This is a genomic window from Amycolatopsis sp. NBC_01480 (genome assembly GCF_036227205.1).
Taxonomy (GTDB): Bacteria; Actinomycetota; Actinomycetes; order Mycobacteriales; family Pseudonocardiaceae; genus Amycolatopsis.
This window is the reverse complement of record NZ_CP109442.1, coordinates 825,076-840,529: the sequence shown is the minus strand read 5'-3', so window position 1 is coordinate 840,529 and position 15,454 is coordinate 825,076. Positions and strand designations below refer to the sequence as shown.

Here is a 15,454-nt window from a genome sequence, read left to right as displayed (position 1 = left end):
GATCCGCCGCGGCCTGTCTGGGTGAACGTGCCCAGGTTGTTCCCCGTCCCGCCACACCACCTGCACAAGTCGACGCCAGGCGGTATTCAGACCAGCTACGAAGCCGCCGGGATGCTGGTGGCCGAGGTGTCGTGGGCGAACGGCGGACGGCTCGGCCTGGTGAAGTACCAACTGCTCTCGGCGGACCGGCAGTGGCAGACGGTGGTGGAGCACTACGTGCCCGTCCACATGTACCGGTGGATGAGCCGACTGCGGCAAGACCGAGACGACGGACGAGGCCACGGCCACTAGAACGACGCGCAGTCCCGCCTGCGCTCCGGTGACCGACGCGCTGCCGAAGAGGCGCCCATTCGATCAGTCACGAGCAATGCGAACTCGTAGACCTCGAACATTGTCCCAGTCGTGTCGCGAGCCGGCCGCAGCGTGGTCTCGCCGGTTGCCGCGCCGTCGCGTTCGTACGCCATCGTTCAACCCCGGAGGCGGTGACGGTGTCGGCGCCTCGTCGTCTTCATGTAGGACCCGCCGATCTGCATCCAGCACGGGGCTGTGTCGTCCGAAGGCGAAGCCGGCGACCTCTGCCGGCTCGGGCTGCGGTGGCCCGTGCCGCGTCGTCGCGACGATTCCTTCCTGATTGCACGCTTTGAGGTCAGTCTGGTTGAGCTGTAGGTAAATTCTTCACGGCTTCCTGCGAAGTTCGGTGGCGTTTGCTCCGCTTGTGCCGGACGCTGTGGGCACCGATTTCCCGGGGAGGGAGCATTCGATGTCTCGACTTTCACGGTTTGCGGTGCCTGCCGTCCTGGTGGCCGGTTCGCTGTGCCTGGTGATGCCGGCCGCGGAGGCCACCACCATCACAGGTGTGGCGGCGCCGGCGGCGAGTTGTTCTCAGTCCTACCTGCCGCTGCCGGACCCGGCCTGCACCCCGGGCGCCACGAACCCGGACGTCACCCAAGCCACGATCGGGTCGACGATCTGCGTGTCCGGCTGGACCGCCACGGTCCGCCCGCCCACGTCCTACACCAATGCGTTGAAGAAGCAGGGCATCGCCGACTATGGGTACACCGACACGAACATGAGCGACTACGAGGAAGACCATTTCCTCCCGCTCGAAGTCGGCGGCGCGCCGCGGGACCCGAAGAACCTCTGGCCCGAACCACATGCCGGCAACGAGAACTCCCGCAGCAAGGACTCCGTCGAGAACGCAGTGAAGAAGGCCGTCTGCGCGAAGAAGGCCACCCTCTCCGCCGCCCAGCGCGCCCTGTTGACGGACTGGACCACCGCCGAATCTGTCCTCGGCATCGGCTGACAACCGGGCGAGGACGCCCTGATTCCGCCGCGGGAACCGCGACTCGTCCATAGCGACCGGCGCTGCACGGTGCTCGCGTCGGCTGTGCGCGCCGGTCCGTGTGATTCACTGTCCGCGGCGCGGAGCGGGGTAGATTCGCTGGGTGAGCAAAGAGCCCGTGGGTGGTGAGGATCGACTGGATCTGCCTGGTCGGGGTTCGTGGCGGTGGCGCCGACGGCGTATGGCACGGAGGCCTTGGCCGCGGCGGGACTGATGTGTGCAGCAAGTCGGAACTATGTCCGACTTGCGGCGGTAAGTACGCGCACGACATTGTGTCCAGTGCTGGACTAACCCTCGCTGGAAATTTCGGCACCCTTCACGACTACGCCCAGTTCTTCCTTGATTAGATCGCGCAATCTAAGAAAATAGTTAAGGTTTCTCCTATGTACGTCTGACGCACGTTTTCGCTCGTCATCATCGAAGTGGAAAGTTTTTCCTTCGGCGAGTACCTTCCGCATTCGTACAATGGGGAAGAATATACCAAGATGGTTCATGTATTCGCCGATGTGACTACCAAGCCTGGATGATTCCGTCATTATGACCGCTTCGAGTGCTGCGCTCAGGAATTCGTCCTTTTTTTGATTGTATTCATCGAATACGGCTTGGGCTTCCACCTCGGTCTTTGGCGCATACACAGCCTCGCGTGAGAGCTGTACGATCCGATTTACGATTTGGAGCAGCTTTCCATAAGTTTGCAACCTGATATCGCGCCAATGGGCTCGACTCTCCTGGGTGAGTCGCAGTAGCTCAATTTCGCGCTGACGTTTCCACCGAACGTCCTCACGTTGCTGATCACGCTTCCACCGTCGATCCTCTCGTCGGGCATTAATGAGTTGACCGACGATCACGCCAATTAGACCGATCATGCCAACGGCGATGGGGACCCAGACTGATACCTGGCCTGACTGTCCCATAGCATCCCTCCTGCACTCCGAGTTCCTCTGCGCCAGCCTGCAAGAAATCATGCAGGTACGCACCAGGTTCTTTCTAGAGGATCGGGAGGTGTTTTGCATTCCCGGTTTGCACAAATTTGGATAGGTTGTCGTGCTTGGCGGGTTGCTGGGTTGAGTCCGTCGCGCTGGTGATTCGGATGGCGAGAGCCGGGCGTCGCCGAATGTGTCGGCGGTGCCCGGCTCTCGTGGTGTCGCGGTGCTAGACGGGGATGATGGTCCATTGTTGGTTGGGGTGGACGAGGTCCATCCATTGCTGGACCAGTGTGGCGTTTCCGGTTTGGCTGTTGGCGGCTTCGATGACTTTGCCGGAGGCGATGTTGCGGAGGGCTATGGCGCTGCCGGGGGCGGTGGTGATTTCCCATTGCTGGGCGGCGCCGTAGTGGCAGCTGTATTGGGCGATGTTTGCTCCGTTGCCCGCACCGGCGTCGTACAGGTCGAGGCATTTTCCGGAGTTGCGGTTCTTGAAGGCGTACTTGTTGCTGCCGAGGTCGACGACGTCCCAGATCTGTTTGGGTGCGGTGGCGCCGCAGTCCCACAGCTCGGCGCCGGCGAAGTCGGCGAGGGCGTCGTTGCCGACGCCGGCGATCTGGATGCAGCGTCCGGATTGGACTCCCTTGAACTCGACGGCCCTCGCGGTGACGGGAATGGTGGAGTAGGCGACGGTGGCGCCGCCTTCACTGCTCCAGTCGATGCGGCCGCCGGTGAAGGTGGTGCGCCGGCCCTTGGGCAGCGGGAGTTCGTCGCTGGTCGGGTAGCCGAGGAAGGATTTCTCGGCACCGAGCTGGTTCCACTTGATCAGGATGTTGCCGTAGACCGCGTGGGCGCCGGTGGCGGGTGACCAGTAGATCGCGGCACCGTTGCTGAAGGTGACGTACTGGCCTTTGCCGTCGCTGGCGGTGGTGGTGTCGGAGACGGGGGAGCCGAGGCTGCCGGTCTCGTTGCCGAATTCCGCGTACTTGCGGGCGATGTCGCCGTAGACGACGGTGGCGCCACCTGCGGGGGTGTAGTAGATCGAACCGCCGTCGAACCGCTGGACGAGGCCGCCGTTAGTGCCGAAGGGGGTGGCTTCGGTGACGGGGTTGCCGAGCGGGCCGCTCTCGTAGTTCAGCGACGCGTACTTCTTGTGGATCTCGCCGGACACCACGCGGGTGCCGATACCGGGCTTCCAGTAGATCGAGCCGCGTGCGAAGCGGTTGTAGACCGCACCGCCAGTGGGCGACGAGATCGTGTCGGTGGTCGGATAGCCGACCTCGAAATGCGTTTTTTGGTTCCAGGTGATGGAGATCTGACCGTGGATCTCGTGGGCGCCGGTCTGGGCGGTCCAGAGGATCTGGAGATCAAGCCCGTCCGCTGGCCTGAGCACGGCAATGATCTGTCCACCGGGTTCATCCTCATCGTCAAACTGACCGCGGATGTGTTGCTGCAGCAGCGAATCGCCGAAGAAGGAGATGAGCTTGTCGAGCGCCGGTCCGTTGTAGACGTCTGCGACGACTGGCCGTTTGTTCTCGTCGTAGGTCAGGTAGAGGCGGCCCTTCTCGTAGATGCGGTAGCCGGTGTTGTCGGCAGTGAGGACCGGGTCGCCGGTCGGCTTGCCCAGCCGGGTCTGCAGGTTCTTGTCCGCGTTGTAGCGCCGGTCGAATGGCGTCGGTGCCTGCGGCGTGTCGAAGTGCCAGACCTGGGCATAGACAGGGTCGGGATTGGGATCGCGGGCGCCCGGAAGGAAGAGGTAGGCATTCGGCGCGCCGATCGGGTGGATCTCCACGTCGAGATTCTCCCCGCTGAGGGGTTTGACGCACCAGGTCGCTTCTTGCCGGAATCTGTCGGTGCCGTCGGTAGGTGCGATGTCGGCGTAGGCGCGGTTGCCGTCCGTGGGTGGGCGCCAGCGGAGGTAGGAGTTGGGGTGGGTGGTGGATTCGAAGGAGAAGCAGCTCGGGTCGCTGAGCCCGGCGCCGACCTTCCACGTCATCTCCGGGTGGCTGCCTTGGGTCCAGGTGACCAGCTTGGCGCTGGTGCCGGCGTCGGTGATGTAGGAGTCGTCGCCGGTGAACCACCCGACGGTGCGGATGGTCTGGTTCTGATGCTGGCTCTGGCCGGTCGCGACGAAACGAGCCCGGTCGAGCGGAGTGCCGGCGAGCGCGGCGTCGGCCGCGGCGACAAGGTCGGGGTGGACAGCGCTCTTGGCGGCACGGGTGCGGATCTCGGTGATGGCCTTGATGTTCTCGTCGTCGTGCTTCTTCATGTCCTTGTCGAAGTCGCGCTGCCACGCGGCTTGGGCGCCGGTGTCGACGTAGGCTTTCCAGTCGGCCGGGGCGGAGCTGAGTAGCGCTTCGTAGGCAGCGGTGTAGACCTCGGTGTCTTTCGGGGCTCGTTTGAGGACTTCGCGCAGGAAGTTCTGGTCGGGCAGCTTCGCGAGGGGGTCGTCTGCGGTGATGCTGAGGCCCAGTGCGTAGTAGGCCGCGGTGACCCGCGCCTCGCGGGCTTTGGCTTCGGCCTTCTCGGCTTCGGTGCGGCTGGTGTCCTCGTCGACGAGCCGCTGGGTGTCCTTGGCGTGCTCGGCGATGATGCCGTCGGTGAGGAAACGCCATTGGTCGTCCGCATTGCCCTGCAGTGCCGCGCGCGCGGCCGTCTTGACGGCGGTGTCCTTGTGGTCGTCGGCCTTGAGGTCGAGCAGGACGATGAAGTCGTAGACCGACTTCGCGAGGTCGGTGTCGGTGACGGTCGCGCTGATCTGCGCTGCGGCCCGGACCTTGGCCTCGCGCTCGATGCGTTGCTGCTCGCGCCGGTCGGTGACGATCTTCTGGTCGGCGATGTTGGCGGCGGCCATGCCGGTCTTGATGTAGGCGGTGGCTGCGTCGTCGCCGGCGATGATTGCGTCGATCGCGCGTTCCCGCACGGTCTGGTGCTCGGGCTCGAGCGGACGCGCCTTGTCCAGGTCGTCGGCCGCGCGGTACATCGCCGAGACGAAGTCACGGTCGGACAGGATCAGCAGCTCCGGGCCGGCAACGATGCCGAGCAGCGCGGCCGCGTTGCCCTTGTCCACGTCCGAGGACTGCGCCGCCGGCGTTGCGGGCCGGGCGGGCGCCGGGGTCATATCCCCTCCGACGGCCAGCCGGAAGTCCCGGTCACCGGCATCCGCCCGTCGCGCGGCCGGCTGCCCCGTGGCCGCGCTGGTCCCGGCGGCGGTGCTCGGAGCTGCGGCCGCGAGGCCCGGTGCCGCGGTCCCGACGATGCCGGTGATGAGGAAGGCGGCCGCGGCGCGCGCTACGAGCCGGCGCGGCCATTCCTCCGGTAGCGCGGAAAAGTGATTCGAGCGTCTCAACAGTATCCCCCTGCTCAGAGAACAGCGCATAGCAGAAAAGCGCGCCCCGAGGCGCGCGGAAATGAGAATGCTCGACGTCCGAGAAAGGTGGACGTCGCGCAGGTAATCGGAACTTTACCGAACGGCTTATCGGTGGCACTCAAAGGCGCGTTACAAGGTGTGACCGTCGTCACTATGGTGGCGTTTGTGGGGGTTTTACTGACAATCTGACCAAGCTTGTGTGAGCCCACGGTCTAGGGGATGTAAAGGGGGACTGGGGTGGTTTCGCGCGCTCTTGTCACTGGTGTAGCGGTGGCAACCCTGCTGGTCACGACAGGTGTTACGGATTCCGTAGCCGATCCTGTCGGCAGTTCTCGAATGTCTGCGATGCGTGTGTCGGGTATTGAGGATTCGGTCTGGTATCCGATGGTGCGGCAGGTTGCGCTGTATCACTCGGAGGCATTAGTCCGAGTGGCGGCATGGAATGCGATGCGTTCGGCCGATGGTGAGTCGGCGTTGAAGGCGTTCGTGCTGACCGGGTTCGCCGAGGCCCGCGGCCGGGCCGAGCAGAGCACTGCCCGGAACCGGGATTTCGCGCAGCGGGTCCTGGCCTCTTACAGCGCGGCGTACTCGCCGCTGGTGCACGCCGCCGCGGACCGGGTACTGAAGGGCAGTGACGCGGACCGGGAGTGGTTCGCCCGCACCGGGTTCGCCGACGCGAAAGCGCGCGACACGCAGGCCCGCGAGGCTGACGAGCAGCATCGGCAGGTGATCGCGCAGGCCGACCGCGACTTCGTCGCGCTGCTCGCGTCGAGTGATCCGGGGGAGCAGGTGCGGCTGGCCGCGCAGCACGCGCTGCGTCAGGGCAGCACGGACGCCGACATCCGCGAGTTCTACGCGACCGACTGGATGGCCGCGGCGGAGTTGGACGTGGAGTTCTTCCGTCAGCGCAGCCAGGAAGCCGGGATGAGCTACCTCGCGCTGATCCCCGGCCTGATCGCCGACGCGCAGGAGGCCGAGCGGGAAGCGCTGGCCGCCAGTGGTGCCGCGGCCGAGCAGGCCCGTGCGGTAGCCGCGCGGGCGTGGGCCACGAGCAAGGACAAGGCGGACGCGGCCCGGCAGGCGTGGGAGGACGAGCAGCGGCTGTGTGCAGAGCAGGCCCGGTACTGGCAGACGGTCGCCGACCGCTACCGCGGCCAGACCGACCCGATCTGGACCACGATCACCGCCTCGGCCGAGAAGAACCACACCGCCTGGACCGGCGAGGACACCTTCGCCACCGGCCAGACCCAGCACTGGACCGACGTCGCGGCCCAGGCCCAGGCCGGCTCCGACCGGATGACCGACCCGGCCTGACCCCGATTTCCCTGACCTGCAACGGCTTTCGCCGTGTTCTTCGTCGTGCGCTTTCCGACCTGATGGGGTGCGTTTGTTGTGAGCAGACTGTTCCGGAACCCGAGACGAGCGACCCTGCTCAGACCGGTATGGCGTCAGGGAATCGTGGTCGCCGTGACCGCCGCGCTGCTGGCGGGCGCTGCCGGGGAAGGCGCGACCGCCGTCGCCGAGTCCGCACCCCGTGCGGCGGCGGGGCAGTGGCAGGCGGAGGCGAAACAGCCTGCCGCGGCGGACAACGCCCATGCGGCTGCTCCGGCTGAAGATCCGGACGACGCGGCGCTGCTCAAGCAGTTGCAGCGGGACCTGATCTCCGACATCGCGGGCAAGGACGAGGACGAGGAGGTGCGGGAGGCGGCGCGGGACACGCTGCGCCGCACCGACGCCGGGGACACCGGCGCGATCGACGCGTTCTTCGCCCACGGGCAGCAGGACGCCAAAGCCCAGGCGGCGAAGCGGAAAGCCGACGCGGACGCGGCCAACCGGGCACAGATCGAGCCGCTGGCCGGGCAAGGTGGGCCAGCGTTCAACGCCGCCGTGGACCGGGCGCTGAAAGGCGATGCCCGGGCGCGGGAGAACTTCCTGGCCTACGAACGCGACATCGCCGCCGAGCAGGACCGCAAAAACAACGCCTACGACCAGGAACTCAAGGATCGCCGGCGGGCGCACGTGCAGATGGTCGCCGACCGTGGCGAACCCGAAGTGTCCGCCGCCGCGAAAGCCGCACTGGCGCAGGGCGATGCGGCGATCGAGCAGTTCCTGGCCACCGGCTACCTGGAAGCTGCGCAGCGGGACGCCGACGCGCGAGAGAAACACCTGCAGGACCTGGAACGCCAGCGCAAGGAAGCCGAAGCCGCCTCGGATCTGGCGCAGCGCACCGCACGCGCGATGACCGCGCGCCGGAACCTGCTGGCCGCCCACGCCGACGCTGTGCGGGCGCTCGAGCGCGCCGCCGACGACATGACCATGGCCGCGAACGTGTCCCGCGACACCGCCAAGACGTTGGCCGCGGACCAGGCCGGGCACACCTACCACGCGGAGCTGTATCAGCGGGCCAAGGACGACGTCGCCCGCCACGTCGCCAACGCCGCCACCGACGCCCAGGCCGCGCAGGCCGCCGCGGGTGCGGCGGTCGCGCAGGCCAACCTGCTGGTGCAGAACGGGATGCCGCACGGCGCCGAGTGGGCCAAGGTCGTGCAGTCCATGGGTGCCTCGGCGACCGCGGCGAAACAGGCCAGCGACACCGCCTCGCACGCCATCGACGCGATCGCCGCGGACGCCGCCGCGACCGACGCCACCGAAAAAGCCAAGGCACACGAGGAAAACGCCCGGCAGTGGCGCGCCAACGCCGAAGCCAACGCCGCGGCCGCCCAGCAGCTGGCCCAGGCCGCCGCCGATCAAGCCGCCGCCGCGGCTGATGCGGCGCTGCGCGCGAAGCAGTCCCACACCGATGCGGTCGCCGCGCTACACGACGCGCAGCAGCACGCCCAGAACGTCAAGGACGCCCGCGCCGCGGCCGAACGCGAGCGCGACACCGCCGCAGCCAAACGCCAGGAAGCCGAAACCTGGCGCCAGCAGGCCGCCGCCAAACGCACCGAGGCCGAAGCCAAAGCACAGGAGGCCGCGCGGCAACGTGACATCGCCGTGCAGCAGGCGAACATCGCCGGCCAGAAACGCCGGGACGCCGACGCGCAGGCCACGATCGCGTCCCAGCGCCGCGGCGACGCCGAGCAGCAGGAACAGATCGCCGCCGACCGGAGCAAAGACGCCCGGCACCAGGAGCAGATCGCCTTCGACGCCGACAACGACGCCCGCACCCAGGAATCCCAGGCCAACGACGCCCGCGACCGCGCCGCCGAGGTGACGAAGTCCGCGGACACCCTCGCCCGCAAGGCCCAGGTCCTGGAAGCACTCGCGCAGAAAGCCCAAGGCATGGCCGAGGTCGCCCAGGGCGACAAGGACCGTGCCTGGGCTGCCGCGCACCAGGCCCGCGCGGACGCCGACCAGGCCGCCACGGCTGCAAGCCAGGCCCGCACGGACGCCGACGTGGCCGGCACGGCCGCGGCCAACGCCCGCACCTCCGCGATCCAGGCCAACTCCGCGGCGAGCAACTCCCGCGCCGCCGCCAACCGTGCCCAGGCGGCCGCTTCCCAGGCCCGCGCCGCCGCCGACGGTGCCCAGGCTGCCGCCGAACAGGCCCGCACTGCCGCCGACGAAGCCCAGGCCGCCGCTGCGCGCGCGAACCAGGACGCGGTCCGGGCCGAGTCCGAGGCCGCGCTCGTCCATCAGGACGCGCTGCGCGCGCAGGCCGCTGCTGCGGACGCCACCGCCGCCGAAGCCCAGGCCGCGCAGAACGCCCGCAACGCCGCCGACCTGGCACAACAGACCGCGGTCAAGTCCGCGCAGGCGTTGGAGGCGGCGCAACGGACCCAGGACGAGGCCAACGCCTCCGCCGTGGAAGCCGCGACCGCCGCCACCCAGGCCGGCATCGCCACCCGGGCTGCGGCCGGGGCGGTGCAGTCCGCGTCCGGGATCGCCAACCCCGCCGACACCGCGATCGGGACCGCCACACCGTTCGCCGACACCGACATCGACGCCGACTTCGCGGTGATCGTCGCCAACCGGGCGAAGGACACCGGCACCAGCCAGGTCGACGCCGCCCAAAAGGCAGCGACCGACGCCACCGCCCAAGCCCGCGCGGCGGCCGAAGCGGCGAAGAACGCCTCCGGCGAGGTCGCCCCGGCCTACCAAGCCGCCGCCGACGCCGCCAGTTCGGCGGCCGCCGCGGCCAAGTCCGCCGCCGACGCTCAGCTTTCCGCGGCCGACGCGGCCAAGGAAGCCGCCGGCGCCCGCCAAGCCGCCGCGGACGCGAACACCCTCGACACCCAAGCCCAAACCGACGCCCGCGCCGCCCGCGCCGCCGCGGACCAGGCCGCCGCCGACGCCGCACTGGCCGGGCTGTCTGCCGACCAGGCCGCCGCCGACGCCCGCGCTGCCCGCCAAGCCGCGGACAACGCCACCCGCGCAGCCAACGAAGCCTCCGCCGCGGCCACCCGCGCCGAACAGGACGCCGCCGCCGCGCAACGCGCAGCCGACCAAGCCGCCAAGGACGCCGCCGCGGCCCGCGACGCCGCCGACCGCGCCCAGCAGCACGCCAACGACGCCTACGACGCAGCCACCAACGCCGAAAACTACGCCCGCGACGCCGAAACCCGCGCCAAAAACGCGGCCGCAGACGGCAAGCAGATCCAAGCCGAACTCGCCCAGCTGCAGGACGAGCTGCGCAAAGCCGAAGAAGAGGAACAGCGCAAAGCCGCTGAGGAGGCGATCAACGACGACAGCGACGTCCCCGCCCTGACCGCGGAAGAGGAAACGACCCTCCGCAATCAGAAGGGCCAGCAGGGCGTCGACGACTACAACGCCAACCGCGCCAAGGCAAACGCCGGCCTGATGGCCTTCATCACCGACCAGGGCGGCCAGGTCCTGCTCGACCTCATCGGCTACACCGACGCCAAGAAATGCTTCACCGAAGGCGACTTCATCGCCTGCATCATGACCGTCGTCAACGCCCTCCCACTGTTCAAATTCGTCTCCGTCCTCTCCAAAATCCCCGACGCCGTCTCCGCCACCGTCCGCATCGTCAAAGGCATCCGCACCTTCAAAGACGCCGTCGTCGCAGCCCGACGCATCACCACCAACCTCCGCAACCTCGTCCGCGACCTGCTCAAATGCCGCAGCCTCACCGCAGCCACCACCGCCGGGACCGCCCCCTGCACCGTCATCGACAAAGAAGACGAACTCAAGAAACCCATCCCCCAGGTCGACCCCGCACCCGGGCTCCGGCTCGACCCCACCAAAGACAAGAAGATGGTAGACGACTGCGCCAACGGCACCATGAAACCCGATGACCCCCACAACGACCCGCTCGAACCTTTCACCTACCTCGGCGACCCGGCGCAACGCGCACGCGGCGGCATCACCTGTGTCACCAAGAGCGTGAAGGGAGGAACCTACCGTGCTACACCCGCTGGGTTCGACGGAAACACCATGCAGCGTGGCCATCTGATCCCGAACCGGTTCAGCGGCTCAGGCTCGTTGATCAACATCGTCAACCAGTACATCAAGGTCAACAACCCCGACGTCAAGAAGATCGAAAGCGCCACCGCTCGGGCGCTTCCTACGAACCCGGAGATCGTCTACAAGGTTTGGGTGCAATACCCCAGCAACACCGCCTGGGCACCGCAGTGGATTTTCATTGACGCCGTCGGCAACAACGGCTACTTCTGCCACGCCACCATCAAAAACGTCGACGGTGGCGGACAAGTTACCCAAGCCGGCTGCTACTGATAGCGTCACCAGCACAGTTGCCTCACCGAGCCAGCGAGGAGCCATGATTCAACCACGCGCAAGACACTCGATCGAAGAACTCGCCAAAGCTGCGCACTGGGCCGGCGGGATCAAGAAGGGTAGAGGCTGGGATGTTGTCGAACGGGAAATTGGTATCACGCTGCCGGACGACTACAAAGAAATGATGTCCATTTTCCCGTCAGGTTTTTTTCGAAACGCTGTAAGTTTTAATAATCCGATCGATGAACGAACTGATTTCGAGAAATTCGTGAGGGAGGACGTTCGAAACACGATCGAAGTTATCGGCGACAGAGACCTGGATTACCTGGAGGACACGGACTACCGGTTGTTTCCGGAACCCGGTGGGCTTCTGCCGTGGGGTAATGATATGCAGGGGGGCATGTTCTGCTGGCTGACTAAGCCGGACGACCCGAACCAGTGGCCGGTGGCCTACTACAGCCAGGACTTGCTCGAATGGTCGGAACACAATGGCGGGACCATCGAGGTGATCTGGGAAATTCTCACGCACGTCGGCGACGACAACATTCTTCACCGTCGCCTCGACCACGAACTCCCGATCTTTCGGGTACCGTCAACCTACATGGGTAACGACGAGTGGCTCCCCCACGCGGAGTACCGCTAGCTCTGCACGGTGCGGATATGCATGTAGCGCCTGTGGGCTGGTGCTCGGGCTGTGGGTCATGGTGGCTGCGCACCTCGAATGTCTCCCCGGGTAACGGCTGAAGCCGGTGGAACCACGCACTTTCGGGTGCGACGGAGGAGGTCGGGTTGATGGGGTTCACGACGCCGGGGAGACCGGTGGACCTGGGGGCGTTGTTTCCGGAGCTGGCGGGGCTGGCGCGTACGACGGTGCGGCTGCATCCGTGGCAGAGTGCGGTAACGGTACGGGAGTCGTCGCTGGGCGGGCCCGTGCTGTGGCCGGCGGAGGAGGCGTGGCCGGTGTGCTCGGCCGACCACCCCGATCCTCGGCCGTTGACCAGCACCCGGGGGCGGGAGCTGCAGCGGCGCCTCAAGGAGGTCCGCGCAAGGATGTACGAGCTCAGCGGCGCGATCGGCCACCCCGAGAGCAGCTCTCTGAGCCGGGAGTTCACGCGGCTGGAGACCGACATCCGGGTGTTACGGCGGACGGAGTTCGCAGACGGCCCGGCCATGTCGCTGCCGATGGTGCCGATCGCGCAGTTCTACGCGCGTGACTTCCCGGAGCTGCCGTTTCCCGAGGCGGCCGATGTCTGCCAGATCCTGTGGTGCCCGACCGAGCACGAGCCCTACTACTCTCCGCGGCCCGTCGTGTGGTGGCGGGACTCGGCGAGCGTGACCGCGGTGGGCGCGGCGACCGAGCCGGATCGCGCGCTCAGCGACGAGGACAGCCTGCCGGCGGCCTGCCGCATCTCGCCGGAACGGGTGGTGGAGTTCCCGCATTGGCTGGATCTGCCCTCCGACCAGATGCGGGAGCGGGTCGCGGAGTGGGAGGAAGGGCAGGACTGGTCCTACGGCGAACACCTGTCGACTGCTCCGGGGTCCAAGATCGGCGGCTGGATCAACTGGGTGCAGGACCCTCGCTGGCCGGAGTGCGACCGCGGGCATCGCATGGACCACCTGCTCACGGTCGCCACCGCCGAATGGGGCAACACGTCCTGGCGGACGTGGATGCCGCTCGAGGAACGAGCCCGGACGGACTTCGTGAAACAGGTCCGGTTCGAGCTGGCCGACGGCTGCACCACCAGCACCACGATCGGGCTCGGCGAGCACTTCGACGCCGCCATCCACACCATCCAGGGCCGGGCAGTGGTGTCGGAATCGGTGCAGGAGAGCGTCATTCCTGCCGACAGCGCCCATCCGGACCGGTTGGACCTGATGATCGGTGACGTCGGAGACCTCTACCTCTTCGTGTGCCCGACCTGCCCGGATCGGCCCATCTCGGTCGAATCCCAGTGCAGCTGACGCCACACCTCACGAGCTGATCTTCCTCGCCGACATTGCGAACACGACTGCCCGATGATCAAGCTCAACGGCGCGCCTCGACCGTGTCCTCCGGCTAGCTGGTTCACCGATCCCACTTGTGATCGGTGAAGTATGCATGTGACCCTTCCGATGCGGCCCGAACCGCCTTTGTGAGTTGTGTCGCAGGTTCGAATCCTCGACAGGACACCACAAGGATGGGAACGGGTCTGACCAGGGACTATTCATCGGCACGTTGGTGGTCGAGGCGAGCTTCGAGTTGTCGGGCCCGGGTGGGAGCCCGTCATGAGCGCAAACTCGCAGGCAGTTGCTCGGTTTGTCACAGTCACGATGGGCATGGTCATTGGGCTCACATTCCTGTTTGGGTTTGGGAACGTCCTCAACCTGGCGTTGAAGCTACAAGTACCGGCGTTCGTGGCGCCGCTGGTGGCGCCAGCTGTTGACCTGACGGTGCTGGGGTTGGTCGTCGGTACGCGGCACCTGGCGCTGTCTGGGGCTAGCGAGGAGGTGCTGCGGCCGGCGCGACGTTTGCTGTTAGCGGCGAGCGTGGTGACCTTGCTGTTGAACGTCGCCGATCCGGTGTTCGCTGGGCATTGGGGGAAGGCCGCGTTCGACGGTGTTGGCCCACTCCTGCTTGTCGGGGTTTGCGAAGCGGGTCCCGGGCTCCTTCGGGCGTTAAGCGCCGCGAGCACCGATCTAGGGTCGGGGCCACCGACCGGGTCTTCGTTTGCGGATCTGGTGGGTGACAGCCTGGAGCAGGACGCAGCGGAACTGACAGGCCTGGAGCGAGACGCGCGGGTGGGACCAGCGACTGGCGAGGCCGCTGGCCTTGGCGAGGAACTCGTGAAGCGTGCTCGTCGGGCGGATGCTGAACATTGGCGACAGTACCGGCGACCCATTTCTGCGGAGACGTTGCGGAAGCAGCTTCGGGTCGGCGCGGTGACGTCGCGGAGTCTTGTGGCGGTGGTGCGCCCTGAGAGCGCACCGGTAGATGTGTCTGGTCATCGCTGACTTCAACGAGGCAGAGGTCCCTGCCCGATGAATGTTGGGTGCGCCTTGAGCGCGCGAGGAAAGTGAAGCAAAGGCGGTAGGGTGGCACCTATAGTCCCAGGTCAAGAAGTGTGCTCCCCGCGCCTGCGGGGATGATCCGTCTGTCGCGTTCACCAAGTGGCACATGACGCCGTGCTCCCCGCGCCTGCGGGGATGATCCGTTGACCCGGACTCGCCGGTCGCTTACCTCACCGTGCTCCCCGCGCCTGCGGGGATGATCCGTCCCACGTCAGCCGCTACGAGGGCACGGGAACGTGCTCCCCGCGCCTGCGGGGATGATCCGTACAGGTTCTGGATCGTGTTGTAGGGCGCGTCGTGCTCCCCGCGCCTGCGGGGATGATCCGTGTATCCGTCATGCCGACCTATTCCCCTCCGAGTGCTCCCCGCGCCTGCGGGGATGATCCTATCGGTTCATCCGTGACCATGACCGGATTCCCGTGCTCCCCGCGCCTGCGGGGATGATCCGGGCAGCAGGCCGCAGCCGGCGCCGCCCAAGGCGTGCTCCCCGCGCCTGCGGGGATGATCCGGCGTGGGACGTTTCCGGCTGGGCGCGGACGGCGTGCTCCCCGCGCCTGCGGGGATGATCCGTTGGTGTTGAACCATGTCCGTACGTCACGAACGTGCTCCCCGCGCCTGCGGGGATGATCCGCGCCACAGGACCGCGTGCAGGAAGGTCAGGATGTGCTCCCCGCGCCTGCGGGGATGATCCGAGGAAGAAGGGCTTCGTGGTCCAAGGCGCCGGGTGCTCCCCGCGCCTGCGGGGATGATCCGGACGAGAGCACTACAGACTGGCTCGACCTACTCGTGCTCCCCGCGCCTGCGGGGATGATCCGAAGCAGCTCGCCGACTTCCGCGCCTACATGACGTGCTCCCCGCGCCTGCGGGGATGATCCGCAGGTCACCCAGCTGAACGGCACCGGCGTGTGTGAACGCTCACGTTATTCCCGGGGCCTGCGCTCAGGTTATTCCGCAGGTGGTGGGTCCTGATGTTGTTCTACTCGGTGGTGATCGGCACCCTCGTGTTCCCCGCGCCTGCGGGGATGATCCGAACGACGTGATGAGCAAGAACTCGCTGCCCACGTGCTCCCCGCG

Annotated in this window: 9 protein-coding genes and 1 CRISPR repeat array; of the genes, 7 read left to right on the top strand and 2 right to left on the bottom strand. The window is 67.0% G+C overall.

Translation table 11 applies throughout. The features are described 5' to 3' along the window. Nucleotides 1-21 precede the first annotated feature (21 nt). Nucleotides 22-291 carry a hypothetical protein gene (locus tag OG371_RS03975; protein WP_329065634.1) on the top strand — a complete coding sequence of 90 codons (270 nt, stop codon included), beginning with the start codon at nt 22-24 and terminating at the stop codon, nt 289-291. A 469-nt stretch (nt 292-760) separates the two neighbouring features. Further along, nucleotides 761-1,303: a hypothetical protein gene (locus tag OG371_RS03970; protein WP_329065632.1), complete on the top strand. Its 543-nt coding sequence runs from the start codon at nt 761-763 to the stop codon at nt 1,301-1,303. Between the two features lie 326 nt (nt 1,304-1,629). Here the strand turns inward: OG371_RS03970 and OG371_RS03965 are convergent, their stop codons facing one another. Then, on the bottom strand, nt 1,630-2,256 hold the full coding sequence (locus tag OG371_RS03965; protein ID WP_329065630.1) for a hypothetical protein: 627 nt from the start codon (nt 2,254-2,256) through the stop codon (nt 1,630-1,632). Nucleotides 2,257-2,494: 238 nt separating this feature from the next. After that, complete coding sequence (locus OG371_RS03960; RefSeq protein ID WP_329065628.1) at nt 2,495-5,644, bottom strand: RICIN domain-containing protein; 3,150 nt, start codon at nt 5,642-5,644, stop codon at nt 2,495-2,497. A gap of 438 nt (nt 5,645-6,082) precedes the next feature. Between OG371_RS03960 and OG371_RS03955 the strand changes: the two genes are divergently transcribed. The 5 genes from OG371_RS03955 to OG371_RS03935 all read left to right on the top strand — a co-directional run bounded on the left by OG371_RS03955 (nt 6,083) and on the right by OG371_RS03935 (nt 14,323). Next, on the top strand, nt 6,083-6,949 hold the full coding sequence (locus OG371_RS03955; protein ID WP_329065626.1) for a hypothetical protein: 867 nt from the start codon (nt 6,083-6,085) through the stop codon (nt 6,947-6,949). Nucleotides 6,950-7,093: 144 nt separating this feature from the next. Further along, complete coding sequence (locus OG371_RS03950; RefSeq protein WP_329065625.1) at nt 7,094-11,332, top strand: DNA/RNA non-specific endonuclease; 4,239 nt, start codon at nt 7,094-7,096, stop codon at nt 11,330-11,332. 43 nt (nt 11,333-11,375) lie between these two features. Then, nucleotides 11,376-11,975, top strand: a complete 600-nt coding sequence (locus OG371_RS03945) for an SMI1/KNR4 family protein (RefSeq protein WP_329065623.1) — start codon at nt 11,376-11,378, stop codon at nt 11,973-11,975. A gap of 149 nt (nt 11,976-12,124) precedes the next feature. Further along, nucleotides 12,125-13,294, top strand: a complete 1,170-nt coding sequence (locus OG371_RS03940) for a hypothetical protein (protein WP_329065621.1) — start codon at nt 12,125-12,127, stop codon at nt 13,292-13,294. Nucleotides 13,295-13,597: 303 nt separating this feature from the next. Further along, nucleotides 13,598-14,323 carry a hypothetical protein gene (locus OG371_RS03935; RefSeq protein ID WP_329065619.1) on the top strand — a complete coding sequence of 242 codons (726 nt, stop codon included), beginning with the start codon at nt 13,598-13,600 and terminating at the stop codon, nt 14,321-14,323. A 110-nt stretch (nt 14,324-14,433) separates the two neighbouring features. Continuing rightward, nucleotides 14,434-15,256: a CRISPR direct-repeat array (repeat unit 29 nt). Between the last annotated feature and the right edge of the window lie 198 nt (nt 15,257-15,454).

Excerpts from the sequence above, each read along its gene's own strand:
- OG371_RS03970 (WP_329065632.1), top strand. The coding sequence starts at position 761 with ATGTCTCGACTTTCACGGTTTGCGGTGCCTGCCGTCCTGGTGGCCGGT.
- OG371_RS03935 (WP_329065619.1), top strand. The coding sequence starts at position 13,598 with ATGAGCGCAAACTCGCAGGCAGTTGCTCGGTTTGTCACAGTCACGATG.
- OG371_RS03945 (WP_329065623.1), top strand. The coding sequence starts at position 11,376 with ATGATTCAACCACGCGCAAGACACTCGATCGAAGAACTCGCCAAAGCT.
- OG371_RS03940 (WP_329065621.1), top strand. The coding sequence starts at position 12,125 with ATGGGGTTCACGACGCCGGGGAGACCGGTGGACCTGGGGGCGTTGTTT.
- OG371_RS03955 (WP_329065626.1), top strand. The coding sequence starts at position 6,083 with ATGCGTTCGGCCGATGGTGAGTCGGCGTTGAAGGCGTTCGTGCTGACC.
- OG371_RS03960 (WP_329065628.1), bottom strand. The coding sequence starts at position 5,644 with ATGCGCTGTTCTCTGAGCAGGGGGATACTGTTGAGACGCTCGAATCAC.
- OG371_RS03965 (WP_329065630.1), bottom strand. The coding sequence starts at position 2,256 with ATGGGACAGTCAGGCCAGGTATCAGTCTGGGTCCCCATCGCCGTTGGC.